The organism is Eikenella sp. NML120348, from assembly GCF_001648435.1.
Lineage (GTDB): Bacteria > Pseudomonadota > Gammaproteobacteria > Burkholderiales > Neisseriaceae > Eikenella > Eikenella exigua.
The window spans coordinates 117,514-141,564 of the sequence record NZ_LXSP01000003.1; the positions used below are offsets into that span (position 1 = coordinate 117,514).

The 24,051-nt window shown below is 57.4% G+C and carries 25 protein-coding genes and 1 pseudogene; 16 read left to right on the forward strand and 10 right to left on the reverse strand.

Annotation, left to right across the window (positions count from 1 at the left end; translation table 11 throughout):
* Positions 1–85 precede the first annotated feature (85 nt).
* Positions 86–2,299 carry a bifunctional (p)ppGpp synthetase/guanosine-3',5'-bis(diphosphate) 3'-pyrophosphohydrolase gene (locus A7P99_RS05765; RefSeq protein WP_067528433.1) on the reverse strand — a complete coding sequence of 738 codons (2,214 nt, stop codon included), beginning with the start codon at positions 2,297–2,299 and terminating at the stop codon, positions 86–88.
* Between the two features lie 151 nt (positions 2,300–2,450).
* Between A7P99_RS05765 and A7P99_RS05770 the strand changes: the two genes are divergently transcribed.
* Both A7P99_RS05770 and A7P99_RS05775 read left to right on the forward strand, forming a co-directional pair.
* Positions 2,451–3,041: an adenine phosphoribosyltransferase gene (locus A7P99_RS05770; protein ID WP_067447806.1), complete on the forward strand. Its 591-nt coding sequence runs from the start codon at positions 2,451–2,453 to the stop codon at positions 3,039–3,041.
* Positions 3,042–3,138: 97 nt separating this feature from the next.
* Positions 3,139–3,294 (forward strand): annotated as a pseudogene (locus tag A7P99_RS05775) (plastocyanin/azurin family copper-binding protein); the annotation flags it as partial.
* Positions 3,295–3,408: 114 nt separating this feature from the next.
* Here A7P99_RS05775 and A7P99_RS05780 read toward each other — a convergent pair.
* Entirely contained in the window at positions 3,409–4,134 is a 726-nt protein-coding gene (locus tag A7P99_RS05780) for a phosphatidylserine decarboxylase (RefSeq protein ID WP_067447804.1), read from the reverse strand.
* A 218-nt stretch (positions 4,135–4,352) separates the two neighbouring features.
* Positions 4,353–5,015 (reverse strand): hypothetical protein, encoded by a 663-nt coding sequence (locus A7P99_RS05785; protein WP_153705513.1) that lies wholly within the window; start codon positions 5,013–5,015, stop codon positions 4,353–4,355.
* A gap of 59 nt (positions 5,016–5,074) precedes the next feature.
* Between A7P99_RS05785 and argG the strand changes: the two genes are divergently transcribed.
* Positions 5,075–6,421 (forward strand): argininosuccinate synthase, encoded by a 1,347-nt coding sequence (gene argG, locus A7P99_RS05790; RefSeq protein WP_067447800.1) that lies wholly within the window; start codon positions 5,075–5,077, stop codon positions 6,419–6,421.
* Positions 6,422–6,497: 76 nt separating this feature from the next.
* Here argG and A7P99_RS05795 read toward each other — a convergent pair whose 3' ends face one another.
* Together A7P99_RS05795 and A7P99_RS05800 are read right to left on the reverse strand one after the other, a co-directional pair.
* The gene (locus A7P99_RS05795) at positions 6,498–7,118 is read right to left on the reverse strand and encodes a DUF4189 domain-containing protein (protein ID WP_067686896.1); all 621 of its coding nucleotides are present in this window, start codon (positions 7,116–7,118) and stop codon (positions 6,498–6,500) included.
* Between the two features lie 190 nt (positions 7,119–7,308).
* Positions 7,309–8,391, reverse strand: coding sequence for an ATP-binding protein (locus tag A7P99_RS05800; RefSeq protein WP_067447796.1), 1,083 nt, complete (start codon positions 8,389–8,391; stop codon positions 7,309–7,311).
* A gap of 181 nt (positions 8,392–8,572) precedes the next feature.
* Here A7P99_RS05800 and A7P99_RS05805 point away from each other — a divergent pair, with 181 nt between their 5' ends.
* Together A7P99_RS05805 and A7P99_RS05810 are read left to right on the forward strand one after the other, a co-directional pair.
* A complete protein-coding gene (locus A7P99_RS05805) occupies positions 8,573–9,673 on the forward strand; it encodes an NUDIX domain-containing protein (protein ID WP_345840824.1) in 1,101 nt (366 codons plus the stop codon).
* 70 nt (positions 9,674–9,743) lie between these two features.
* A complete protein-coding gene (locus tag A7P99_RS05810) occupies positions 9,744–10,223 on the forward strand; it encodes a hypothetical protein (RefSeq protein ID WP_067447794.1) in 480 nt (159 codons plus the stop codon).
* Here the strand turns inward: A7P99_RS05810 and A7P99_RS10070 are convergent.
* Positions 10,210–10,491 (reverse strand): hypothetical protein, encoded by a 282-nt coding sequence (locus tag A7P99_RS10070; protein WP_156499706.1) that lies wholly within the window; start codon positions 10,489–10,491, stop codon positions 10,210–10,212. The genes A7P99_RS05810 and A7P99_RS10070 overlap by 14 nt on opposite strands.
* 26 nt (positions 10,492–10,517) lie before the next feature.
* Between A7P99_RS10070 and A7P99_RS10075 the strand changes: the two genes are divergently transcribed.
* From A7P99_RS10075 to A7P99_RS05825, 3 genes are all read left to right on the forward strand, one after another.
* Positions 10,518–10,688, forward strand: coding sequence for a hypothetical protein (locus A7P99_RS10075; RefSeq protein ID WP_153705510.1), 171 nt, complete (start codon positions 10,518–10,520; stop codon positions 10,686–10,688).
* Between the two features lie 30 nt (positions 10,689–10,718).
* Complete coding sequence (gene hemW / locus A7P99_RS05820; protein WP_067528424.1) at positions 10,719–11,891, forward strand: radical SAM family heme chaperone HemW; 1,173 nt, start codon at positions 10,719–10,721, stop codon at positions 11,889–11,891.
* 238 nt (positions 11,892–12,129) lie between these two features.
* Positions 12,130–12,543, forward strand: a complete 414-nt coding sequence (locus A7P99_RS05825; RefSeq protein ID WP_067528422.1) for a hypothetical protein — start codon at positions 12,130–12,132, stop codon at positions 12,541–12,543.
* Positions 12,544–12,645: 102 nt separating this feature from the next.
* Here A7P99_RS05825 and A7P99_RS05830 read toward each other — a convergent pair whose 3' ends face one another.
* Positions 12,646–13,110 (reverse strand): universal stress protein, encoded by a 465-nt coding sequence (locus A7P99_RS05830; protein ID WP_067440722.1) that lies wholly within the window; start codon positions 13,108–13,110, stop codon positions 12,646–12,648.
* Between the two features lie 142 nt (positions 13,111–13,252).
* Between A7P99_RS05830 and A7P99_RS05835 the strand changes: the two genes are divergently transcribed.
* Positions 13,253–14,029, forward strand: a complete 777-nt coding sequence (locus A7P99_RS05835) for a ThiF family adenylyltransferase (RefSeq protein WP_067528420.1) — start codon at positions 13,253–13,255, stop codon at positions 14,027–14,029.
* A gap of 19 nt (positions 14,030–14,048) precedes the next feature.
* Positions 14,049–14,519 (forward strand): DUF1870 family protein, encoded by a 471-nt coding sequence (locus tag A7P99_RS05840; RefSeq protein WP_067686906.1) that lies wholly within the window; start codon positions 14,049–14,051, stop codon positions 14,517–14,519.
* Between the two features lie 184 nt (positions 14,520–14,703).
* Here the strand turns inward: A7P99_RS05840 and A7P99_RS05845 are convergent, their stop codons facing one another.
* The gene (locus tag A7P99_RS05845) at positions 14,704–16,041 is read right to left on the reverse strand and encodes a sodium-dependent transporter (RefSeq protein ID WP_067686909.1); all 1,338 of its coding nucleotides are present in this window, start codon (positions 16,039–16,041) and stop codon (positions 14,704–14,706) included.
* 555 nt (positions 16,042–16,596) lie between these two features.
* Between A7P99_RS05845 and A7P99_RS05850 the strand changes: the two genes are divergently transcribed.
* The 3 genes from A7P99_RS05850 to A7P99_RS05860 are packed head-to-tail and all read left to right on the forward strand — an operon-like array spanning position 16,597 to position 18,703.
* Entirely contained in the window at positions 16,597–17,544 is a 948-nt protein-coding gene (locus A7P99_RS05850) for an energy transducer TonB (RefSeq protein WP_067686912.1), read from the forward strand.
* Positions 17,545–17,595: 51 nt separating this feature from the next.
* Positions 17,596–18,252: a MotA/TolQ/ExbB proton channel family protein gene (locus tag A7P99_RS05855; RefSeq protein ID WP_067447780.1), complete on the forward strand. Its 657-nt coding sequence runs from the start codon at positions 17,596–17,598 to the stop codon at positions 18,250–18,252.
* A 4-nt stretch (positions 18,253–18,256) separates the two neighbouring features.
* On the forward strand, positions 18,257–18,703 hold the full coding sequence (locus A7P99_RS05860) for a biopolymer transporter ExbD (protein ID WP_023887013.1): 447 nt from the start codon (positions 18,257–18,259) through the stop codon (positions 18,701–18,703).
* A gap of 341 nt (positions 18,704–19,044) precedes the next feature.
* Here A7P99_RS05860 and A7P99_RS05865 read toward each other — a convergent pair whose 3' ends face one another.
* Positions 19,045–20,445, reverse strand: coding sequence for a Na+/H+ antiporter NhaC family protein (locus tag A7P99_RS05865; protein ID WP_067447778.1), 1,401 nt, complete (start codon positions 20,443–20,445; stop codon positions 19,045–19,047).
* A 480-nt stretch (positions 20,446–20,925) separates the two neighbouring features.
* On the opposite strand from A7P99_RS05865, the gene A7P99_RS05870 reads away from it, so the two are divergent.
* The 3 genes from A7P99_RS05870 to A7P99_RS10235 all read left to right on the forward strand — a co-directional run bounded on the left by A7P99_RS05870 (position 20,926) and on the right by A7P99_RS10235 (position 22,508).
* Positions 20,926–21,486, forward strand: coding sequence for an SH3 domain-containing protein (locus A7P99_RS05870; protein ID WP_067528414.1), 561 nt, complete (start codon positions 20,926–20,928; stop codon positions 21,484–21,486).
* Positions 21,487–21,615: 129 nt separating this feature from the next.
* Positions 21,616–22,197 carry an SH3 domain-containing protein gene (locus A7P99_RS05875; protein WP_067686915.1) on the forward strand — a complete coding sequence of 194 codons (582 nt, stop codon included), beginning with the start codon at positions 21,616–21,618 and terminating at the stop codon, positions 22,195–22,197.
* Positions 22,198–22,334: 137 nt separating this feature from the next.
* Positions 22,335–22,508 (forward strand): hypothetical protein, encoded by a 174-nt coding sequence (locus tag A7P99_RS10235; RefSeq protein ID WP_197474744.1) that lies wholly within the window; start codon positions 22,335–22,337, stop codon positions 22,506–22,508.
* 261 nt (positions 22,509–22,769) lie between these two features.
* On the opposite strand, the gene A7P99_RS05885 is transcribed toward A7P99_RS10235, so the two are convergent.
* A complete protein-coding gene (locus A7P99_RS05885) occupies positions 22,770–23,675 on the reverse strand; it encodes a metal ABC transporter solute-binding protein, Zn/Mn family (protein ID WP_193563039.1) in 906 nt (301 codons plus the stop codon).
* Between the last annotated feature and the right edge of the window lie 376 nt (positions 23,676–24,051).

The following is a 24,051-nucleotide window of genomic DNA, read 5'->3' on the forward strand; positions in this document are numbered from 1 at the left end:
TGGTAGCCTTGGGATGGGAATGGGAAGGCTACCTGAAAATATTTGATTGGTTTTTCAGGTAGCCTTATTCGGTCAAACCATACGCCTACAGCCTGCTCACGCCGGTTACGCCTTTCACGTTGGCGAGGCTGGCGAGCACGTGGGGCAGGTCGTCCGCCTGATGTACTTCCAGCGTGAAACGCAGGCTGGCCTGCAGGTTGCGCGATTGGGTTTGCACGGCGGTCACGTTGAGTTTGTGCCGCGCCAGTGCTTCGGAAATATCGCGCAACAGGCCGTTGCGGTCTTGGGCGGATACTTCGATATCCACGGCAAATACTTGCCCGGCAGGCACGCCGGCCCAGCAGGCCGGTACGACTTTTTCAGCCGCGTCGGCAGCGAGTTTCTGGAAAGAGGCGCAGCCGATGCGGTGGATGGAAATGCCGCGCCCGCGCGTTACGAAGCCGGCGATTTCGTCGGGAGGGGCGGGTTTGCAGCATTTGGCCAGGGTGGTGAGCAGGCCGGATTCGCCGTCCACCAAAATGCCGCCTTTGCCGCCGGTTTCTTTGATGCGCGACTGTTTGACGATGCTCTCGGTGCTCACCGGCGCGGCAGGCGGCTCGGCCAGCAGGCCGCAGGCTTTCTGCACGGCGCGGGGCATGATTTCGCCGTGTGCCACGGCGGTGTAGAGCTCGTCCGGTTTTTTGAAGCCGAGCTTTTCGGCCAAAGCCTGCATATTGGGCTTGGGCTGGACTTTGAGCAGGGTTTTTTCCAGCTGCAGCCGGCCTTGTTCGCGCACGCTTTCGGCATTTTGGCGGCGGATGTGGGCGCGGATTTTGGCAGCGGCCTTGTTGCTTTTCACCCAGCCTTCATACAGCCAGTTTACGGAGGGTTCACCCTCTTTGGCGGCGATGATTTCCACACGCTGGCCGTTCTCTAGCGGAGTGGAGAGCGGCACGATTTGGCCGTCTACCTTCGCGCCGCGGCAGCGGTCGCCCAGGCTGCTGTGCAGGGCGTAGGCGAAGTCGATGGGGGTAGCACCCACGGGCAGGGAGAGTACTTTGCCGTGCGGGGTGAGCACATAAATGGTGTCGTTAAACAGCTCGGTCTGGAAGGCGGCGGCGAGGTCGGCTTTGCCGCTCTCGGCCATGTTTTCGCGCCAATCCAAGAGCTGGCGCAGCCAGGCGATTTTCTGCTCATATGCGGAATCGCCTTTGCCGCCTTCTTTATAACGCCAGTGCGCGGCCACGCCGAATTCGTTGAATTGGTGCATTTCTTTGGTGCGGATTTGCACCTCGATGCCTTTGTCTTCCGGGCCGACAATCACGGTGTGCAGGCTTTTGTAGCCGTTGCCTTTGGGGTTGGCGATGTAGTCGTCGAATTCGCCGGGGATGGGCTGCCATAGGCTGTGCACGATGCCCAGCACGGTGTAGCACTCGGGCACGCTGTTCACCAGCACGCGCACGGCGCGGATGTCGTAGAGCCCTTCGAAATCGAGCTTTTTCTTCACCATCTTGCGGTAGATGGAGTAGATGTGTTTGGGGCGGCCGGCCACGTCGTAATCGCGGATGCCGTATTTGGCCAGCTCGGCTTTGAGGATGCCGAGGAAGTGGTCGATATAGTGCTGCCGCTCAGGGCGTTTTTCGTCAAGCAGGTGGGCGATGCGGCGGTATTCTTCGGGATTTTGGTGGCGAAAGCCGAGGTCTTCGAGCTGCCATTTGAGCTGCCACACGCCCAAGCGGTTGGCCAGCGGGGCGAAAATATCCAGCGTTTCTTTGGCAATGCTGCGTTTTTCCGGGCTGTCGGGGCAGCCGCCGAGGTATTGCATGGTGCGGGTGCGCAGGGCGAGCTTGATCAGCACCACGCGGATGTCGGACACCATGGCCAACAGCATTTTACGCATGGTTTCCGCCTGTGCGGCACGCTCTTCAGGCGTAGCCAAGCCATCCACACGGGCAAAGTGGGTGAGCTTCTGCACTTGGTCGATGCCCTGCATCAGGCTGCATACGGTTTGGCCGCACTGCCCGGCTACCTGAAGCTGCCAATCCCCGCCCTGCTTAGACATGCCCGACAATATGGTGGCGGCCACGGCTTCGGGCAGCAAATCGAGCTGTGCCACCATCTGCGCTGCACCCACGGCGTGCGGCAGCAGCGGCTCGCCGGCGTAGGTTTGTGCGTTGGCGGGGTAGTGCACTTCGGCCAGTGCGAACGCTTGCTGCAAGAGTGCGCGGTCGGCCTCGTTTTGCTGTGCGGCATAGCCTTTCAGCCAGGCCAAACATTCTTGCAGGTTGGTTACATGCGTGTCTGAATAGCCGGTCTCCATGGTTTCCCTTTTGTGCAGTATGAAGTTTGATTGTAACCAAAAATCCGGCCAGTGGGGCCTTGTTGGCGCAGGGAGTTTGATGCAGGTGCAATTTTGTTTGGGGAAGTGGTAAGATTCGCGCTTTCCAAAGGCTACCTGAAAGATACCCGCTATGCTGTTCCACCCCGAAGTGATGACTGTTGAAATGCTGGCGCAGAAAATCCGCAAAATCCCAAACTGGCCGCAGAAAGGCGTGCTGTTCCACGACATCACCCCCGTGCTGCAAAGCCCGGAATATTTCCGCCTATTGGTGGATTTGCTCACCTACCGCTACATGACGCAAGATATCGACGTGGTGGCAGGGCTGGACGCGCGCGGCTTCATCATTGGCGCCGCGCTGGCCTACCAGCTCAACGTGGGCTTTGTGCCCATCCGCAAAAAAGGCAAGCTGCCCTTTACCACCGTCTCTGAAAGCTACGCGCTCGAATACGGCGAAGCCACCGTGGAAATCCACACCGACGCCATTAAAGACAACGCCCGCGTTTTGCTGGTGGACGATCTAGTGGCCACCGGCGGCACTATGCACGCCGGCATTAAACTCATCCACAAGCTCGGCGGGAGCGTGGTGGAAGCCGCTGCCATCCTTGAGTTCACCGACCTGCCCGGCGGCGACCGCGTCCGCAACGAAGGCGTTTCCCTGTTTACCCTGTATCAAAACAGCGGTGCCGTGGGAAAAGAGCATATTGCGCCGCAGGCCGGCTAAAACCGCCCATGCCATATCCGGCTTTCAGGCTACCTGAAGCCGGATTATTTTTCGATTTGGAGGAATTTTATGCCGCCGGATAAAGCGGTGCAGTAGGCGCGTGATTGCCCACACTAAAATCATCGGCGGCGGCGAAGAAGCCTCTGTTACCTTCCCCGTGGCCAAACTGGCCGCCGGCACCAACTACAAATTCTTCTGTTCCTTCCCCGGGCATGCCGGCGTGATGAACGGTGTGGTGAAACTGGCAGATTAAACGCCGACAGTTTGCCCAAACAGGCCAAAGGCTACCTGAAAGTTTAGCTTTGCAGAAACTCCGCTACGCTGCGTTTTCAGGTAGCCTTTGCCCCGAATGCCAAACCCCAAAAACTTACTCCGGCAGCACCTCTTCCGCCGCCGCCTGCACCAAGGCCGCAGCTTCTTCGATGGCGGTTTGTTCGCCGTCGGCTTCCGGCGGCAGGCGTGCCAAAATGGTTTCGCTGGCGCGCACTTTCTCACCGATAGCCACCAGCGGCACGGCATCGGTGGGCAGATACACATCCACCCGCGAGCCGAAGCGAACAAAGCCGTAGCGTTGGCCGCGCATGACTTTCTCGCCCGGCTGCACGTAGCACAAAATACGCCGCGCCACCAGGCCTGCCACCTGCACAAAGGTAAGCTCGCGCCCGCTTCGGGTGGTGGCAAAAACCGCGTTGCGCTCGTTTTCCGTACAGGCCTTATCCAGCGCGGCGTTTACGAATTGGCCGGGGAAGTAGTCCACCCGCGTAACCGTGCCGTCAACCGGCGCGCGTTGCGAATGCACGTTGAACACGTTCATAAACACGCTGATTTTCAGCGCAGGTACCTTGCGGAACGGGTCTTCAGCACGTTCTACCACCACAATGCGTCCGTCGGCCGGGCAGAGCACGGCTTCCGGGTCGGCCGGAATATCGCGCGCCGGATCGCGGAAAAATTGCACCACAAACACGGTAAACACCCAAAACGGCAGCGACCACCAGCCGTAGCAGATGCTCACCAGCATGCTCAGCAGCAGCCCGCCCAAAATAAACGGCCAGCCTTCCCGCGCAATCAGCGGGTGGGGGTAGGAACGGTTCACGGTATTATCCTCATGAAATAAAGTTGGAATAGGGTGCGATTATACAAGATACGGGATATATGGCGAATTAACTTAACTTCCACCATAGCCTTCGCTGCTTGCTCTATTGTGGGAGGCAATAAACTTCTTTCGGACACTTGGCGCGCGTAATATTTTTGGTCATAGGCGCAGGTTGAATTTCTAGTAGTTTGTGAAATTTCAGGTAGCCTCGGCTTACTTCACCACTGCTCGCCGCGTTCGCCCGTGCGGTCGCCCCAAGTTTCGTCTGGTTCGTAGGGCAGCACCATCATGGCCGCGAGCCAGCCGCTGCAGGCGAATAGTACGGGCAGTACATACCACGGCGGTGTGGCCATCAGCCGGCTGAACGTGCCGTCGGGCACGGGTAGCATGCCCTCCAAAGTGTTGGCAATCAGCCGGTTGAACTCCGGCACCACATCCACACCCGCCAATTGCGGCAGGGCATACAAAACCGCCGTCAGCCCCATCCAGGCCAAAGTGGCCATTGCCCGTCCCGGCAGATTATTTTGCCAAGCCAAGCGGCCGGCCAGCCAGCCCGTGAGCAGGGCGGGCAGCGCGAGTAGCCATAGGCAGTGGATGGCCGATGTCAGCACGATGCTCAAACCGTTGAATCCCGCTAGGCGCAGCAGTATGGCCTGCGGCGACTGCCAGCCGCCTTTCCACAACACGGTTAGCGCGCCGTAGAGCAGGCCGCAGGAAATGCCCGTATACAGCACATACCAAATCATCGTTTGCTGCTGCGGCAAAGTTTGCCGATTCCCCACTGCCCGCTCCTTGATTTCACCAAAGGTGCACAGGCTACCTGAAAGCGCCACATGCGTAAACCGGGCATTTTCAGGTAGCCTTATCGTGAAGCTAGACAATCTGTGCCGGCTGGCACACAATCCCAGCCTTCAACCATCTTGCCAAACAAAGGAGCATCATGAGCCAGAACAACGCCACCATTCTGCAAACCCTGCCCGTTGGCCAAAAAGTCGGCATCGCCTTTTCCGGCGGGCTCGACACCTCCGCCGCCCTCTTGTGGATGAAACTCAAAGGCGCGCTGCCTTACGCCTACACCGCCAACCTCGGCCAGCCCGACGAAGACGACTACAACGCCATTCCCCAAAAAGCGATGGAATACGGTGCGCAAAATGCCCGCCTGATTGACTGCCGCGCGCAGTTGGCACACGAAGGCATCGCCGCCATCCAATGCGGCGCGTTTCATGTGTCCACCGGCGGCGTGCCCTATTTCAACACCACCCCGCTTGGCCGAGCTGTAACCGGCACCATGCTCGTTTCCGCCATGAAGGAAGACGATGTAAATATCTGGGGCGACGGCAGCACCTACAAAGGCAACGACATCGAACGCTTCTACCGCTACGGCCTGCTCACCAATCCCGCGCTGAAAATCTACAAACCCTGGCTCGACCAACAATTTATCGACGAACTCGGCGGCCGCCACGAAATGAGCCAATTCCTCATCGCCAACGGCTTCCAATACAAAATGTCGGTAGAAAAAGCCTATTCCACCGATTCCAATATGCTCGGCGCAACGCATGAAGCCAAAGACTTGGAGTTTCTGAACAGCGGCATCAAAATCGTCAAACCCATTATGGGCGTGGCGTTTTGGGATGAAAACGTGGCAGTGAAAGCCGAAGAAGTGCGCGTGCGCTTTGAAGAAGGCGTGCCGGTGGCCTTGAACGGCCAAACCTTTGCCGACGCAGTGGAACTCTTCCTCGAAGCCAACCGCATCGGCGGCCGCCACGGCCTCGGCATGAGCGACCAAATCGAAAACCGCATCATCGAAGCCAAATCGCGCGGCATCTACGAAGCCCCCGGCATGGCGCTGCTGCACATCGCCTACGAACGCCTGCTCACCGGCATCCACAACGAAGACACTATCGAACAATACCGCATCAACGGCCTGCGCCTCGGCCGCCTGCTCTACCAAGGCCGCTGGTTCGACAGCCAAGCGCTGATGCTGCGCGAAACCGCCCAACGCTGGGTGGCCAAAGCCATCACCGGCGAAGTAACCCTCGAACTGCGCCGCGGCAACGACTATTCGATTCTGAACACCGAATCGCCCAACCTCACCTACGCGCCCGAACGCCTGAGCATGGAAAAAGTGGAAAATGCCGCCTTCACCCCGCTCGACCGCATCGGCCAGCTCACCATGCGCAACCTCGACATCACCGACACCCGCGCCAAACTCGGCATCTACGCCGACAGCGGCCTGCTCTCGCTGGGCGAAGGCTCGGTGTTGCCCAAACTGGGCAAGGGCAAGTAAGCCAAAGCCGCAGCAAATAAAAGGCTACCTGAAAAACCATATTCGGTTTTCAGGTAGCCTTTTGGCTGTAACTGGCTTAATGCTGGCCGTAGATACTGTAATCGTAGCCAGTACACAAGGGTTTACGGACTTGCCAATAGCTGCAATTGCCCGCGCCGTGCTGCGCTTCGCAGGAGTGCATGGCTTTGGCCGCTGCCTGCCTGTCATCCTTATCTAAGGCAACGAAAATATCTGCCGCCGATTTTGCCCGGCTGTCTGGCTCAACCACGGCGGCGCAGGTGTTGGCAAAAGTTCTGATAACCCGACAATTGGACGAGCTGCATTGCTTCAGAGTTTCTTCCACGGCTCGGTGCTCGGAAATATAGCCGCCGCTCCACATGGATTGGCGGGTGTCGAAATCATAGGCAATCGCCATGTAAAACGGCGTGCGGCGCAGTTCCGCGATTTCGGCTTGCACCTTTGCCTCGCGCTGCTGCCAGGCGCGTATTTCGGCGGCGGTGGGGCCGCGGTTGATCGGCTGTTGCCGTACGGCATTGCGCTCGCGTTGTATCCGATCTGCTTCTGACTGCATGATGCCATTAAAGTTGTGCCATTGCTGCGAGCCAACCGGATAGGGGTTGGCATATGCCAAGCCCGCGCCGCCCAATAGCACTGCCGCCAACGCGCCCGCTGCCGTGTTCATCATGGTTTGCTTCATCTTGCCGCTCCTGTTTGGAAAGGGGAAAAAGGGTATTGCCGATAATTGGATTGTAACAAAAAACAAGATATTGTAAACATCTATCCCGCTGCTTGAAGGCTACCTGAAAACCATCCCCCGCATTAGGAGAATGCCATCCAAGCGCAGGTTTGTATACTCCGCCGCTGCCCCGCAAATGTGCGCCGGCTGCTTATTCCATATTCTCTTTCAGCCACGTTTGCAGCAAAGGATTGTTGATTTGAAACGCGCTGTTGCCGAATTTGCTGATCAGGTCTTTGCGTTGCAGCTTTCTGATGGCACTTTGCACGGTGCTTACTTTCACGCTTTCCACGCCCAATATCCGGGCGGCCTGCTCTCTGAATTCCGCGCCATACGGGCTCACCTCCCCCTGCGCCATCGATTGCAGCAGCAGCCGCTCGATGGCGCTTAATGCTTTCCACTGCATCGGAATATTGCTGTTTTCCTGCATCTGCCCAAGCCGCACTTGCGCGGCGGCTTCCAGGCTGAGCGCGGGGTTGATGATCATGTCTTGAATCACGGCGCGGATATACATCGGGCTTTTGTTGAACTGCTCGAAAATGGCGTAAAACTTCTCCGCATCCAGCTGCTGCCCGGTTCGGTCGTGATAAACGCCGGCCAAAAAATCGATGAAATCCTGCCCCAAAGTGGGAAAATCCAGCGCGTGGGAAAAGTGGAAGAAGGGAGCCTTGATGTCGTTGAACATGGCGCGCAGGCCGTTGGTGCTGCTGCCGGTAAACAGGGTTTTTACGCGGCTTTGGTTGATATCCAGGCCGGTTCTCAAGCTGCGTATCATGCCTTCGGTATTCGGCAGCCGCGCCAATTCTTGCGCTTCGTCTAGCAGCAGCAAGGTGGGGCGGCTGTCGGCGGCGATATAGGCGATGATTTCGCTGATGCCCGGCAGGTCGCGCGGCGGCGTTTCGCGCTCCAGGCCCACGCCCAACACGTCTATCTTGGTTAGGCTGCCGAAAAAGGTTTTCACGCCGTTGCCGGTGCGGGTTTCCAAGGCAAAACGGTGTAGGGCTTCATGGAAAAACTGCGCGGTGCTGGCGCTGTCTTTGTTGTCCATGAAAGAGAAATAAAACACATTAAAGCCGTTTTTCTCGGCGGCCGGGGCAATATCGTTGGTAAGGAATTGCGTTTTGCCCATGCGGCGCGGGGCAAACAGCGTGAATGCGTTGGATACGCCGCTTTTCAGGCTGCTGAGCAGGGCGGCAGCCAATTCGGTTCTGGGGAAATAGAGAGGGTCTTCCATACGGGTGCCTTTATGTGGGATTAGCCATTATTGTACTGTATTTTGTCTAATTGTATATTTATCGTCTAATAACGTCTAAGCCGATACCCACCACCCTTTGCAGGCTACCTGAAACGCCGCCGTTGCCCCAGCCCGCCCGCTCCAGTAAACTGCCCGCGTTTATCCCTCCCTCCGCCACACCATGCCCCAAGCCCTCAACCTCCGCAACGGAACCATCACCTACGACAATTTCTTCTGGCTGCTGGAACACACCGACAGCAACCCGGCCGAGCTGCTTTTAGGCGAAGACCTGCTGCAAATCAGCTTTTGCGGCGGGCAATACCTGCTCGATGCAGGCTGGTATGGCTTCGGCCCGCGCGGGCAGTTTGCCGTGATGCTGGTGGAAAACCAAGATTGGGAACGCCCGCTGCGCAAGGAATACACCCGCGAAATCAGCCGCCTGCCTACCTTGTTGCAGGAGTGCATCGACTGGCTCTACCACACCCGCATCGCCCCAGCCGAGGCCGACCCCCGCCCGCTGCTGCAAGTGGTGGCCGGCATTGTGTATAACCGTCGCGGCGAGGTGCTGCTCAGTTCGCGCCCCGCAGGCAAGGCTTATGCGGGCTATTGGGAATTTGCCGGCGGTAAGGTGGAGGCGGGCGAGAGCGAGTTGGCAGCATTGCGCCGCGAGTTTGCCGAAGAGCTGGGCATCCACATCCACAGCGCCGTGCCGTGGCTCGCCAAAACCCACAGCTACGAACACGCCCATGTGCGGCTGCGTTTTTTCCGCGTGCCGGCCGACGGCTGGCGCGGCGAATTGCAGGCGCGTGAAGGCCAGCAATGGCGCTGGCAGCAGCCGGGGCGTTATGATGTGTCGCCCATGCTGCCGGCCAATGCCGCGCTGCTGTCGGCGCTGGCTTTGCCCACGCAGTTTTCAGGTAGCCTGAATGAAGGTTTGCACGCGGCAGACGGTTTTTGCGTGCTGCCGCTCCATGCCGCCAACCTGCCGCCGGGCAGCCGCCTGCTGACGGACTTAGCCGATTTGGCCGCCGATACGCCGGGCGATGTGCGCCGCTGGCCGCTGGTGCACTCAGCCGGCGACATTGCCGCCGCAGCCGCCGCCCAAGCCGAAGCCGCCGTGTGGCCGGCAGATAACGCAACAGCGGCAGAACAAGCCTGCGCCGCGCTGGCCGCAGGCGTGCCGCTGCCGCTGGTGCTGCTGCCTGCCAATGCGACGCTGACGGCACACTATGCCGAACGCTGGCTCGCGGCAGGGGCGCATGCGGTGGCGCAAGGGCGATGAAGATGTTTTCAGGTAGCCTTTGACACATGGCATGAGGCTACCTGAAAAACCAAACCGAAAGGACAAACAAATGTGGCACAAGCTTAATCCGTATTGGAAAGATATTTTGATTGCCTTGGCGCTGTATCTGCCGCTAACGGTATATACGCTGTGCTGGCCACCCTCAATCGGGTTATTGACTTTACCTTTTTTGGAAGACGTAGCTCTTGCTAATTATATTCTTCTGCTCATCCCCACCCTGCTGGCTTGGCTGTTCAGTTGGAAAATGTCGAGCGTTCGACCGTATTTTGTGTCGGGCATCTCGCTGACCATGAATTTGGGATTATGGGGGTATTGGCTGGCAGTGCTCGTGTTTGATAACGGTGAATTATGGTTTGCATATTGGTTTTCGACACCGGCTTTAGTGATCGGCTTTATCGTGGCCTTGATACGGCAAGCAGGATCAAAAGCCGAGGGAAGGGCAGCGTTTCGGACAGGTTTTCTCAACAGCTTTGTGCCGTTTTTGCTGGCCCCGATTGTCATAATACTTTTCCTAATCAGACCCAGATAACCCGCCCAAACTTTTTCAGGTAGCCTCTCATGCCCCTCTCCCCACCCGCACCAAAATCCTGCTTGCCTTCGCCGCGCTGTTGCTGCTGGCCGGCGGCCATTTCGCCGTACGCCAATGGCGTGCCGGGCGACAGCCCGCTGCCGAAACAGTGGTGCAAACCGATTGCGACCCGCGCCAAGGCTGTACCCTGCCCAACGGCAGCCGCATCCGCTTTGCCGCCGCACGCCACCGCCCCTTCGACATCACCCTGGAAAACGTGCCGCCCCAAGTGCAGCAGGCAGAAGTGAGTTCAGCATGGATGGCATGGACATGGGCTTCAACCGCTTCCCGCTTCAGCGCCAAGCCGACGGCTCCTGGCTCGCCGCCCAAATCCGCCTGCCCGTGTGTACCGACCGCCGCGACGGCTACCTGGCAGACTTCCGCATCGGCAGCCAGGTTTTTCAGGTAACCTTTCAAGCTGAATAACCCTTTATTTTAAAAACCAAGCGCCACACCATGCCCCTACTGCAAGCCCCCGGCTCCGGCCTCAGCGCCCTGCCCCCGCTCTCGCTCTATATCCACATTCCCTGGTGCATCCAAAAATGCCCATATTGCGACTTCAACTCCCACCGCCTCAAACCCGATACCGACGAAGCCGCCTACATCAACGCCCTGCTCACCGACCTGCAACACGAACTGCCCCACATCTGGGGGCGGCCTGTGGAAACCATCTTCATCGGCGGCGGCACCCCCAGCATATTTTCCGCCGAATCCATCCACCGCCTGCTCAGCGGCGTGCGCGCCCTGGTGCGCCTGCAGCCCGAAGCCGAAATCACCCTCGAAGCCAACCCAGGCACTTTCGAGCAAGCGCGATTCCAAGGCTACGCCGAAGCCGGCATCACCCGCCTGTCGCTCGGCATCCAAAGCTTCGACAACGCCAAACTGCAAGCCCTCGGCCGCATCCACAACGGCGACGAAGCCCGCGCCGCCATCGAAGCCGCGCTCGCCATCTTCCCCCGCGTGAACACCGACCTCATGTATACCCTGCCGCACCAAACCCCCGAAGAAGCGCAGCGCGATGCCGAAACCGCCCTCTCCTTCGGTGTGACCCACATCAGCGCCTACCACCTCACCATGGAGCCCAACACCTCCTTCGGCCGCACCCCGCCCCCCGGTATCCCCGAAGAAGACACCGCCTACACCATCGAACAAGCCGTGCACCACACCCTGCTTGATGCCGGCTTCGAACGCTACGAAACCAGCGCCTTCGCCAAAAACGGCCAGCCATGCCGCCACAACCTCAACTACTGGCAATTCGGCGACTACATCGGCATCGGCGCCGGCGCCCACGGCAAAATCAGCAGCCACAGCGGCATCATGCGCACCACCCGCGCCCGCCACCCGCGCAGCTACCTCGCCGCCATGCAGGGTAATCCCGCCGATGCCGTCGAACGCTTTCAGGTAGCCTCAAGCGAGCTGCCCTTCGAATTCATGCTCAACGCCATGCGCCTCACCGACGGCGTACCCGCCCGCCTGTTCCAAGAGCGCACCGGCCACAGCCTCGCCGCCATCGCCCGCCCCCTGCAGGAAGCCACCCAACTCGGCCTCATCGACCCCGACCCCACCCTCCTGCGCCCCACCGAACGCGGCCAGCGCTACCTGAACGATTTGCTGCAACTGTTCTTGTAAGCCCGTTTCTGCCCCAAGCAAAGACTACCTGAAAACCATAGACTAGGTTTCCGCTCCATGCATGAGCCAAACCCAAAATCCATCCCTTTTTCAGCATGTCGGCAGCAATAAATTGCCCTAGGTCAAACAACATGCAAAACCACCAAGAAGGCTACCTGAAACTTTCAGGCAGCCTTCTTGTCAGCACATCCCGCCATTGGTATTATTCCCTTAATTTCAACCCGCAAGGAGACCAACCATGCAAGCCCATCCACCCCCTGCACACCCCGCCCGAAACCTGTTGCGACTCTGCCTGGTTGCCGGCGCTGTTTTCCTGTTTACCGGCTGCGCCTCTCTAGACGACAACATGAAACGCCAAGTTGGCCAGCACATCAACGAAGTGTTCCGCGAACACGGCGGCCGCCCCAATGCCGGACGCCGCAAAGTGGGCAACAACCGCTACGCCTACACCTACAACTACTACCGTACCCGCTACGCCGGCCGTCAATTCGAAGGCAGCAGCCAAAACGGCCCCATCATTACCAACTACTATAGCGATGTCTGCTACGGGCGCGACCTCTACCAAACCTACTACACCGACGCCAACGACATCGTAGTGGACTACCATTGGGAATACACCAAGGAATGGCGGATTAACTGCAACGAAATCTAAAACCAAACGCATAGGTCGAGCATCAATGCCCGACCTAGACAATATCAAAAGAGGCTACCTGAAAGTTTCAGGTAGCCTCTAATCCTGCCTACATCCCCAGCCTTATGCTTCGCGGCGGATAATCAAAAGCGGCAGGCGGGTTTCGCGCATCACGGTTTCGGCGAAGCTGCCCATCAGGAGGTGCATCAGGCCGGTGCGGCCGTGTGTGCCCAGCACCAGCAGGTCGGCTTTCTGCTCGGCGGCATAATCCACCAGGCTTTTGGCCATATCGCGTGCATTTTTGCTGATCACAAGCAGGTGGCGGCCGAGTTTTGCATCTTCGCCCAAGGCGGTGCGCGCCTGTTTGATGGCGGCGTCCAAAATGGCGTTGCCTTGTTCGGTGGCGGCGGTTTCGTAGTTTTCATACTGCAAAAACTCGGGGGCAACGGTGGCCACGTATTCGGCGGGGTTGGCCACATGCACCAAAGTGAGTGCCGCGCCGGTGGACTGAGCCAGGCCGCAGGCCTGTTTGAGCGCGTGTTGGGAGGTGCGGCTGCCGTCTACTGCAATCACGATATGTTGATACATAAGCTTTCTCCTAGTGAACGATATTTCAATGCTTCCGCGCAGAGGCTACAGCCGCCGGACGGGTCTCTTCCTGATACGTTTACAGTATAATACCGATGCACCGAATGTGCCATTTTTTCTACCTGTTTTTTGACCTATCCCGATGATTATTTCCGCCCCAAACGAGCGCCGCTTCGGCGGCATTTCCCGCCTCTACGGCCCTGCCGCCCTGCAACACTTTGCCCAAGCCCATGTTTGCGTGGTGGGCGTGGGCGGCGTGGGCTCTTGGGCGGTGGAGGCTCTGGCGCGCAGCGGCATCGGCCGGCTCACGCTGATTGATTTGGACAACGTGGCCGAATCCAACACCAACCGCCAGCTCCATGCGCTCACCGACAATTTCGGCCTGCCCAAAGTAACCGCGCTGCACCGGCACATCCTGCAAATCAACCCCGCCTGCACCGTGCACGAAATCGAAGATTTTGTGGATGCGGAAAACGTGCAAACCTTATTTGCCGAGCCGTTTGATTTTGTGATCGACGCCATCGACCAAGTGCGTGTGAAAGCCGCCATGGCCGCTCATTTTGTGGCGCAGAAGCAAGCCTTTGTGGTGTCCGGCGGCGCAGGCGGCCAGCGCGACCCCGCCCTCATCCGCCGCGCCGACCTCGCCCGCACCACCCACGATCCGCTGCTTTCCAACCTGCGCTACACCCTGCGCCGCCGCCACGGCTTTCCGCGCGATCCGAAAGAGCGTATGAAAGTAAGCTGCATCTATTCCAAAGAAAACGTCACTCCGCCGCAAACCGGTGCCGCCTGCGAAACCGATGCCGCACCGCAAGGGTTGTCTTGCGCGGGCTACGGCGCGAGCATGCTGGTTACCGCCGCCTTCGGCCTGTTTTGCGCACAGGCAGCAATAGAACACTTGGCTGCACAAATTAAATAACCAACCCAAAAGGAAAACCATGTTCCCCATCAAACTCAAAGCCCTGCGCCGCAACCTCGGCCTCACCCAAGCCGAAGCCGGCCAAGCTCTTGCCGCCAATGTCGATTTCCCCCACGGCGCTTCTGCCGAAAAATGGGCACAATGGGAAAACGGCGCCGCCCCCATCCCCCTACACGTGGTTCGCGCCGTGGAAACCCGCCTCAACCAAAAATACCAAGCCATCGACCAATATGCCGAGCAAATCGAAGCCCAAATGCAGGGCGGCGATGCGGTGGTGGTGCTATGGTATCCCGAACCAAACGCCTGCCCCGACCTGGCCTCTTGGCGCATCAGCCAAAGCGTGGCTGGCGAAGTGGCCGCCATGGGCGGTCGGGTGATTGCCTTCGATGCTGAAGCCTACCGCAACTGGCGACAGGGGCAAGCCCAATCCGCCGACACCCCCGACAACCGCCAACGCTGGGCACAAGAGCAATTTGAGCAATCCCGATAATATGGGCACTAAAAAAAGGCTACCTGAAATTTCAGGTAGCCTTTTTACCGCTTATATTTAGAGAAAGCTCTAAAGCTCTATCGTTGCCACGGCATCGCTTTACCCTACTGCATCCCGCAGCGACTAAGGCTCGCCGATTTGCTTTCAGTTATAAGAATCCCTCCATAAGGCTACCTGAAAGCCGTTAAATCCAACCCAACGTATTGGCAAACACCAGCAAAATCGCCACCGGCGCGAGGAAACGCAGCGCATTGAGCCACAGCGCAATCACGGCTTGCGGCACGCTGCTGCCTTCGCGCATGTGTTCGAACACATCGCTCTTCTGCTGTATCCAGCCCACAAACACCGCCACCAAAAGTGAGCTGATCGGCATAATCAGTGCGGTAATCATGTAGTCCCACAGGTCAAACAGCGTTTTGCCGAACAGCTTCCATTCGGAGAGCACGCCGAACGAGAGCGCGGAGGGAATGCCAACAATAAAAATCGCCGTGCCGATCAGCCAAGTAGTTTTGCTGCGTTTGCTTTCATCTTCGCGGATGGCTGCGGCAATCACGGTTTCCAGCATGGAGAAGGCGGAAGTAAGCGTGGCAAATACCACCAGCAGCATAAACACGGCAAACAGAATTTGCCCCAGCGGCAGCTTCATAAACACGGCAGGCAGCACCACGAAAATCAGCCCCGGCCCCTGCCCCGGCTCAAAGTTGAAAGCAAACACAGCGGGAAATATCACCAGACCAGCCAACAAAGACACCAGCAAATTCATCCACATAATGCTGTTTCCGGAGCGGAACAAATCCTGTTTTTTGTCCAAATAAGCGGCATAAGTAATCATGGTGGATACGCCCAAGCTCAACGCGAAAAAGGCCTGCCCCAGTGCGGTGAGCATGGTTTGCGGCGTGAAGTGCGACCAATCAGGCTTGAGCAGGAAGGAGATGCCCGCCATCGCGCCATCCAGCGTGAGCGAACGCACCGCCAGCAATAGCAGCAACACAAACAGCGCGGGCATCATGTATTTGTTCGCCCGTTCGATCCCCGCCGCAATGCCGCTTTTCACCACACACACCGTCATCAGCATAAACAACCCCTGATAGACGATTGAGCCTGCCGGGCTGGAAATCGTACTGCCGAACAACGCGTTGAAATCCGCATTCGGATGAATGCTGCCATCGAATGCGTGCACCACATAATTCAACACCCAGCCACCCACCACGCTGTAGAACGACAGCAAAACAAAGCAGGCAAACACACCCATGCGCCCGATCCACGGCCACAGGCTATTTGGCGCGAGCGTTTTAAACGCATCCACCGCGTTTTTGCCGCTCTTGCGGCCTATATAAAACTCGGCCAGCTGCACCGGCAAGGCCACCAATACGGTGAAAATCAAAAACATCAGCACAAACACCGCACCGCCGTTGGTGCCGGCGGTGTAGGGGAATTTCCAAATTGCGCCCAAGCCGATGGCAGAGCCGGCGGCAGATAAGATAAAGCCGATTTTAGACGACCAGGAAGCAGGAGATTTCATAAAACTGCAATAATCCAAAACTATTCAGAATAGAGCGATTTTAACAAAAATAAACATCCAAACCGCTGCCAAAACTGCGCCGCTGCCGCATTACGCAGTTTTCCTGCCCGAATCAGCCAGCATGCAGACACTGTTGATTGTTGTTTTCCATATTTATAGCATTTTATGCTATATAAAAGATTAAATAGCAAGTTTATTGCTTATATATTATATTTTAGATTATCAAACAGATAGTTATACCAATATAGCCAGTTTTAGCTGATTAAAAAACAGGCACCACAAAGGCTACCTGAAATTTTAGGCAGTCTCCAATCTATAGCTAAAGCAATTATTTTTTCATACCAAGCAGCGAGCCGCAGACAATAACAGGAGTGAAGCAAGGCGAGCCAACTCAATAGTAAAGTGAAGTGCTTTAGCGATAAAAGACTAAGTCATCCACACTTCCACGTCACCCTCTACTGAAACACGCTTTTTGGCGAAAATACCTGCCACTTAAACAATCAAATAGAAACTCCTTGCAAACAGAAATAGTTCGCACTAATATGCCGCCCTATTATGCAAACCGAAAACCGTCTTTTATCCCCGGCCGCGCTCTTATTCGTGATTGCCGCTCATGCCCTGCTGTATTGGCTGCTGATCTCGATTAAGCCGCCGGAACTGCCGGCTGAGCCGCCCGGGCTGAGCTTTGTTGATCTCGGCGAGATCGGCGGCGGCGGGGGCGGCGGCGGTACGGGTGGCAACACCATATCTGAAGACGAGCAGCCCGCCGGGCCGCCGGAGCAGACCCCGCCCGAAGCGCCCAAACCCGAGCAGTCCAAGCCGCAGCCGGCCAAACCTGTTCCAGAGCAGCGCGCGCAAATCAAACCGGTGGAACGGCAAGACAAACCCGCCGATATCGTTCAGCCCAAACCTGTCGAACCAAAACCCGAGCCCAAGCCGCAAGCGCAACCCCACCCCGAACCCGTGCCGCAGGCGCAGCCTGAACGGCCGATTGCCCCTACCAACCCGAACACAGGCCATGGCGCCAACGCAGGTGGCGGTGGTGGCAAAGGCACGCCTTCCGCCGGAGAAGGCGGTGGCAGCGGTGGCGGCAAAGGCACCGGTGTCGGCTCCGGCGAAGGCAGCGGACGCGGCCCCGGTTCTGGCTCTGGCGAAGGCGGCGGCCACGGCAGCGGGCGTGGTACGGGCAATGGCTCCGGTACCGGCCAAGGAGGTGGTGGCGACAGCGCACCCACCCACCTTGGTGGCTACCTGAATAACCCGAAACCGCCCTATCCGAAGCAATTAGAAGAAGATGGCATCAGTGGCACGGTAAAACTGCGCGTGATGGTGGAAGCCAATGGCAAGCCTTCCAGCGTGGAAATCGTTTCCGCCTCTCATCCGCTGTTCGGCAGATCGGCAGCCGACACCGTGCGTCAGAGCTATACCTTCGTTCCAGCCAAACGTAACGGCCAGCCTGTACGCCAAAGCTATACTTTTACCCTGCGGTTTAAAGCCCCTTAAAGCCCCAAACTAAACCAATTATCCAATTTCATCATTAACATTAGGAATATCATGAATTTAGGACATGTTTTCGCCCAAGGCGACATTGTATTGATTACCGTATTTATACTGCTGGTGCTGATGAGCGTCCTTACCTGGTGGATTATCATCATGCGCAGCATCCGCCTGCACCAAGTGCGCCACGCCAATCGGGGCACGATTGAGTCCGTAGCCACCGTGGCCTCGCTCGATGATATGCTGCGCCTGGCCAAAGCCCATCCCTCCCCACTGGCCGACCTCACCGAATCTGCCATTCAAGCCGCGCGCCATTATCGCGCCAACCCCGCCAGCCAGCTCACCAGCATCCCTTTGGGCGACTATTTGGTGCAGCACATCCGCCATAAAATGAACATTGCCAAACGCGGCCTCAACGGAGGCCTTACCATTCTCGCCTCCGTAGGCGCCACTGCTCCGTTTATCGGCCTGTTCGGCACGGTATGGGGCATTTACCACGCGCTGGAAAACATCAGCCTGCAAGGCCAGGTAAACATCGCCACCGTGGCCGGCCCCATCGGCGAAGCGCTGGTGGCCACCGCCATCGGCCTGTTTGCCGCCATCCCCGCCGTGCTGGCCTACAACTTCATTGTGTTCGGCAACAAACAGGTGGTGCAGGATATGGATGCCTACGCCTACGATTTGCACGTTAAAATTATGAACAATAAGGAGTAAAAGTATGGCTTTCGGTTCGATGAACAGCGGCGACGATTCGCCTATGGCCGACATCAACGTTACCCCGCTGGTAGACGTGATGCTCGTGCTGCTGATTGTATTCATGATTACCATGCCGGTGATGACCCACTCTATCCCGCTGGAACTGCCCACCGCCTCGGCCAAACAAGTGGCGGAAAACGCCGCCCAGCCCAAAGACCCGCTGCGCATTTCTATTTCCGCCGACGGCAGCTACCACTTAGCCGAAGGCGAGCCGATTACCCTGCAGGCCTTGGAAAGCCAGCTGCAACAGCTGGCCAAAACCAATCCCGACCAAGTGATTGCCATCGCCGCCGATAAAAACGCCCAATTCGACTACGTGGAAAAAGCCCTCAGCGCCGTACGCGACGCCGGCCTGAGCAAAGTCGGCTTCGTTACCGAAGAAAAAGAGCGCACCCAGCCGCAACAGTAAACTGCTACCTAAGCAAATAGAATAAACAAAGGCTACCTGAAACTTTAGCCGCGCAGAAACTCCGCTGCGCTGCGTTTTCAGGTAGCCTTTTATATCGCCGTAGATCGGCATTGCCACGCCGACTCAAATCACCCTCCCTTTATTGCAGCGCCTCCTCAGCCGCCGGCTGGATATCGGCATCCCCCTGTACGTGCCAACCAAAACAAAAGGATTTACTGCTTGCCCCTGTTGTCAGGGCGTAATATGTAATATAAGGCTACCTGAAAGTGTCAGCTTCTGCGAAGCAGAAACCCGCCTTGCACTTTTCAGGTAGCCTTTTCCAATCTGTAGTGTCGTGCCGTTTATGCTGCCTCGTTCTTGCTCAAAGTGAGCCCGGTGAAGCCGAACACTAGGGTGAGCAGTAGGCTGAGGTAGCAGAAGAAGGCATAGGGCAGATAATCGATCACGGGCACGCCGAGGGCATGGTGGATAAACACGCCGCACACGCTCCAGGGCACGAGCGGGTTGGTTACCGTGCCTGCGTCTTCCACGGTGCGGGCGATGTTGCGCGGATGCAGGCCGAGCCGCTCGTAGATAGGCTTGAAGGTGTTGCCGGCCAGAAGCAGGCTGAGGTATTGCTCGCCGATGAGCACGTTTACGCCCAGCGAAGTGGCGGCCACGGTGAAGGTGGCACGACCGGCGTTGACCAGCATATGGCCGATGCCAGAGAGCAGCGCGGGCAGGATGCCCAGAGCGTTGAGCAGGCCGCCGAGGCTGAGGGCGAGGATAACGATGGTTTGGGTGAAAAACATGCTGCCGATGCCGCCGCGCGAAATCAGCTTGGCCACATTGCCCAAATCGGTGCCTTCTGGCGGAGCGTAGCCGTTGAAGAAGTAGCCGCCGAGCTGTTCGACGCTGGGGCTGCTGTGCAGGTAGGTGAGCACGAGGGAAACGGCGATGGTGATGATGATGGTGTAAATAGCGTTCACGCGGCGCATGGCCAAAACGATCAGCACGACAAAGGGCAATAGGGCGTAGCCGTGCACTAAGCCACTGGCCTGCAGCTGGGTTTGGAAGGCGGCCACGCTGCTTAAATCAGCGGCAGCGGTATGGCCGGAGAGCAGCCAAAGCAACAGCGCGGTAAGCAGCCAGGCGGGGATGGTGGTGTACATCATATTGCGGATGTGATCGAACAAATCGATGCCCACAATGGAGGCGGCAATGCTGGTGGTGTCGGAAATGGGCGACATTTTGTCGCCGAAAAACGCGCCGGACACCACCGCCCCGGCCACCACAGCCGGATTAGCACCCAACGCGCTGCCCATGCCAATAAAGGCCACGCCCAGGGTGGCACAAGTGGTGAGGCTGCTGCCGATGGCCACCCCCACCATCGAAGTGAGCACGAAGGCAGAAAGGTAGAAAAACTGCGGCGAAATCAGCTCGAAGCCGTAATACATCAGCGTGGGAATCGCGCCGGACACCATCAGCGCCGATACCAGCAAGCCAATAAAGAAGAAGAGATAAATCGCGCCGATGCCGGAGAGCACGCCACGCGCCATGCTCAGCTGCATACGGCCAAAATCCAGCCCCTTGGCTTTGCCGAAGCCGAGCAGCCCGCACAGCACCAGAATCACGGACAAATGCGGCACCCAGCCGAAATGAATCATGGTAATGCCCATCACGGCCACCGCCAGCGCGGCTATCACCGCCGCCTCGCGCGGTTGCATTTCCAATAAGGCTTCTTTTGTTTCGTTCACTTCCATCTCCTCCCGCTTCAACTTGGCAGTTTGTGCTACAAATTTTGTAAATAGGCTGCCAAACTACCATTTCCCGCCCGGCAAGGCAATCTCGGCATCAGCAATACCTATTTTAAAAGGGCATAGATTCGCCCGATTTGTGTTTCAGCCTGCCTAAAAACAGTTTGGAATCATACTGAAAACAATGTTCGTGAAATAAAATTGCTAAATACGGAATAGAATAAAAAATAAATGTCCTCTCTCCTTTCCAAGCGGCACTTGCAACAAATCTACCTGATTCAGCTAAAATAAACCCCAGCCGAGAGGCTGCCTAGAAAAAATACTGCCTTTGACCGTTTTAACTTATATTGAAACACGAACTTTCAGATAGCCTGCTACACCACGCAGGCTACTTGAAACTTTATCTGGCACAGCAATTTAGATATGATGGCGGCAGGTGAAACCGTAACGAATTTCCTCCAATCAACCCAACTCAGGAGCAAGCCCATGCTTTCATCACTGCATACCCGAACCACCATCCTTGCCACTATGCTGTTGGCGCTATCCGCCACTGCCGCCGCCCATGTTGCCCCCGATAGCTGTGGCCTGCCCGACAGTGCGACACCTGCCAGCTATCTGGCCACCAACCACAACAGCGAAGAAGTCAATATCCGCGCACAGCCCAACACCCGAGCCGCCATCCTTGCCGTTTGCGACAATCAAGGCGAAGCCGCCATCCTCGGCAAAAGTGGCGCGTGGTACCGCGTGCGGCTGGCCTTACGACCGAACCAGCCAGCAGAACGGCGCATCATCAACGGCTATGTGCACCAAAGCCAGGTTAGCCTGCGTCACGTTTATATCGTGCACAGCGCCGACGGCTCGGCCAACCTGCGCCTGAATGCCAACCGCCGTGCCGAAATACAGCAACGCATCCCCAACGGCACCACCGTGATCGAACACCCCGCCAATCGCAAAGGTGACTGGCACTATGTGAGCGTGCACGGCAGCGACAGCGATACCTATGGCTATGTGCACCAAAGCCAGTTGAGGCCGAAAGCCGGGCGCTAAGCAGTAAAACTTTTCAGGTAGCCTGCCATACCATGCAGGCTACCTGAAACTTTATCCGGCGCAATGTTGGATATAATGGCGGCAAGCACCACCGCCACAAACTTCCTACCCTATCTCAGGAGCACGCTCATGCTTTCATCACTGCATACCCGCACCTCTGCCCTTGCCGCCGTGCTGTTGGTGCTATCCACCACTGCCGCCGCCCATGTTGCCCCCGATAGCTGCGGCCTGTCCTCCGTAGCAACCGGCGAAGCCGAACCCACTACCTATTTGGTTACCGACGGCGGCAAGAGAGTAAACATCCGTGCCCGTCCCAACACCCGAGCCGCCATCCTTGCCGTTTGCGACAATCAAGGCGAAGCCGCCATCCTCGGCAAAAGTGGCGCGTGGTACCGCGTGCGGCTGGCCTTGCGACCGAACCAGTCGGAGGAGCGGCGTATCATCAACGGCTATGTGCACCAAAGCCAGGTTAGCCTGCGTCACGTTTATATCGTGCACAGCGCCGACGGCTCGGCCAATATACGCCGGAAAGCCGGCAACCGTTCCGGTATGGTGGGGCGTTTCGCCAACGGCACAAGAGTGATCGAATTCCCCGCCAAGCGTAAAGGAAACTGGCATTTCGTGGGCGTAATCGGCAGATGGGGAATAGTCACCTCAGCTTATTACGGCTATGTGCACAAAAGCCAGCTGAGGCCGGAAGCCGGGCAGTAAATGGCAAAGAAAGTTTCAGGTAGCCTGCCACACCATGCAGGCTACCTGAAACTTTATTCGGCGCACTAATTTGGCTATGATGGTGCCAAACTAATCGCCTGACTGCTTGCTGCGTCTCGCCAAATTCTCCAATCATCATGCCGACCCTGCATATCCGCACCCCCAATCCCACGCTCTATATCGCCTTCTTGGCGCTCGGTTTATTGAGCGCCATCAAATCGGGTACCATTTCGCCGGAAGCAGGCATTTGGACATTACGCATGCCGCAAAATTATGATGAAATCCTGCCCTACTGCCCGCCAAAATTGTAGAATATCATTGCGTGTTTCGATGAGTTAGACCTGCTCTCCCGGCTCGATGCCGTTGCATATGCCCAAACCATCGACCGCCTGATGCGCGATTTGCAGCAAATCGTGGCGGAACATTCCGAACCGTACGATGCCCATTTAAACGTAAGCGGCTAGTTTGATCATAAGCTGATGCCATACTGCTTTGTTTCCACCATCACAAAAGGCTACCTGAAAACCAGAAAATCGGTTTTCAGGTAGCCTTGACTATGCCGTTTCAAATCATTACTGCTTCATCGCATTCACTAGCGCGTTCACGTTGTAGCGGAACATCTGCTCATAAGTGGCGGCGGGGGCGCCACGGCTCAGGGCGTCGGAATAGAGCTTGCCGTTTACGCGGATGCCGGTTTCGCGCGAAATGCGTTCCACCATGCGCGAATCTTTGATGTTTTCGCTAAACGCGGCGCGGATGCCCTGGCTGCGGATTTGGCGGATTAGGGCGGAAACCTGGCGGGCGGAAGGCTCGGCTTCGGTGCTCACGCCTTGCGGGGCGATGAATTCGATGCGGTAGCGTTTGCCCATGTAGTTGAAGGCATCGTGCCCAGTGAGCACTTTGCGCCGTGCCTGCGGCACGCTGTTAAATTGGGTTTGCGCCCATTGGTGCATGGTATCGAGGCGGGCTTGGTAGCCGCTGAGGCGCTGCTGATAATAAGCGCGGCCTTGCGGATCGACTTTAATCAGCGCGTCGGCCACGTTTTGGGCGTAGGTTTTCATCAGCACCGGGTCGTTCCACACGTGCGGGTCAAATTCGCCGTGATGATGGTGGCCGTGGTCATGGTCGTGATCGTGCTCATCGTGGTCTTCGGCCTTCATCGGCTGGATGTTTTTGGTGGCCTCGGCAAACGGCACGCCGCTTTGACGAATGCCGCGCATCACCGCAGCCTGCTCAAAACCCAAGCCGTTCACCAGCACGAGCTTGGCATTGCGGATGCGCTGCATATCGCGGCTGGTGAGGTTGTAGGCATGCGCGTCTTGGTCGGGGCCGACCAGGTTACTCACGTTCACGCGCTCGCCGCCCACCTGCTTGGCTACGTCACCCAAAATGCTGAAGCTTGACACCACTTCCAACGGCGCGGCATACAGGCTGCCGGAAAACAGCGCGGCAATCAGGCCGAGTTTCCAATGTTTCAATTTCATCTTTTACTCCTTATGTTTGGTTGTCATATGAGTCTTCCGACTCGTCCGTGAGGCTACCTGAAAGATTTCAGGTAGCCTTTTTACTAATGTGCGAATTTCAAAACAGAAAATTCACCACAAACGTACAATGCAGCGCCCCCTGCTGGCACAGCCGAACGGAGCGCGGTTTTTTGGGGAATAAGGGCTTGCATGCCCGAAGCGGCGCAGCCGCAAGTTGCGAGCCCGCCCGAAAAATCGTGCGAAGTGAGGGAAGTTTGGCAAAGCCAAACCTGTGCCCGCAGTCGCCTTTCTTTGCTTTCTTTCTTTGGCGAAGCAAAGAAAAAAAGTGCCCCGCGCCGGCATGAGGCGCAAAAGCGAACAAAGTGGGAGA

Excerpts from the sequence above, each read along its gene's own strand:
- A7P99_RS05765 (WP_067528433.1), bottom strand. The coding sequence starts at position 2,299 with ATGGAGACCGGCTATTCAGACACGCATGTAACCAACCTGCAAGAATGT.
- A7P99_RS05770 (WP_067447806.1), top strand. The coding sequence starts at position 2,451 with ATGCTGTTCCACCCCGAAGTGATGACTGTTGAAATGCTGGCGCAGAAA.
- argG (WP_067447800.1), top strand. The coding sequence starts at position 5,075 with ATGAGCCAGAACAACGCCACCATTCTGCAAACCCTGCCCGTTGGCCAA.
- A7P99_RS05795 (WP_067686896.1), bottom strand. The coding sequence starts at position 7,118 with ATGAAGCAAACCATGATGAACACGGCAGCGGGCGCGTTGGCGGCAGTG.
- A7P99_RS05800 (WP_067447796.1), bottom strand. The coding sequence starts at position 8,391 with ATGGAAGACCCTCTCTATTTCCCCAGAACCGAATTGGCTGCCGCCCTG.
- A7P99_RS05805 (WP_345840824.1), top strand. The coding sequence starts at position 8,573 with ATGCCCCAAGCCCTCAACCTCCGCAACGGAACCATCACCTACGACAAT.
- A7P99_RS05810 (WP_067447794.1), top strand. The coding sequence starts at position 9,744 with ATGTGGCACAAGCTTAATCCGTATTGGAAAGATATTTTGATTGCCTTG.
- A7P99_RS10075 (WP_153705510.1), top strand. The coding sequence starts at position 10,518 with ATGGATGGCATGGACATGGGCTTCAACCGCTTCCCGCTTCAGCGCCAA.
- hemW (WP_067528424.1), top strand. The coding sequence starts at position 10,719 with ATGCCCCTACTGCAAGCCCCCGGCTCCGGCCTCAGCGCCCTGCCCCCG.
- A7P99_RS05825 (WP_067528422.1), top strand. The coding sequence starts at position 12,130 with ATGCAAGCCCATCCACCCCCTGCACACCCCGCCCGAAACCTGTTGCGA.
- A7P99_RS05830 (WP_067440722.1), bottom strand. The coding sequence starts at position 13,110 with ATGTATCAACATATCGTGATTGCAGTAGACGGCAGCCGCACCTCCCAA.
- A7P99_RS05835 (WP_067528420.1), top strand. The coding sequence starts at position 13,253 with ATGATTATTTCCGCCCCAAACGAGCGCCGCTTCGGCGGCATTTCCCGC.
- A7P99_RS05840 (WP_067686906.1), top strand. The coding sequence starts at position 14,049 with ATGTTCCCCATCAAACTCAAAGCCCTGCGCCGCAACCTCGGCCTCACC.
- A7P99_RS05845 (WP_067686909.1), bottom strand. The coding sequence starts at position 16,041 with ATGAAATCTCCTGCTTCCTGGTCGTCTAAAATCGGCTTTATCTTATCT.
- A7P99_RS05850 (WP_067686912.1), top strand. The coding sequence starts at position 16,597 with ATGCAAACCGAAAACCGTCTTTTATCCCCGGCCGCGCTCTTATTCGTG.
- A7P99_RS05855 (WP_067447780.1), top strand. The coding sequence starts at position 17,596 with ATGAATTTAGGACATGTTTTCGCCCAAGGCGACATTGTATTGATTACC.
- A7P99_RS05860 (WP_023887013.1), top strand. The coding sequence starts at position 18,257 with ATGGCTTTCGGTTCGATGAACAGCGGCGACGATTCGCCTATGGCCGAC.
- A7P99_RS05865 (WP_067447778.1), bottom strand. The coding sequence starts at position 20,445 with ATGGAAGTGAACGAAACAAAAGAAGCCTTATTGGAAATGCAACCGCGC.
- A7P99_RS05870 (WP_067528414.1), top strand. The coding sequence starts at position 20,926 with ATGCTTTCATCACTGCATACCCGAACCACCATCCTTGCCACTATGCTG.
- A7P99_RS05875 (WP_067686915.1), top strand. The coding sequence starts at position 21,616 with ATGCTTTCATCACTGCATACCCGCACCTCTGCCCTTGCCGCCGTGCTG.
- A7P99_RS10235 (WP_197474744.1), top strand. The coding sequence starts at position 22,335 with ATGCCGACCCTGCATATCCGCACCCCCAATCCCACGCTCTATATCGCC.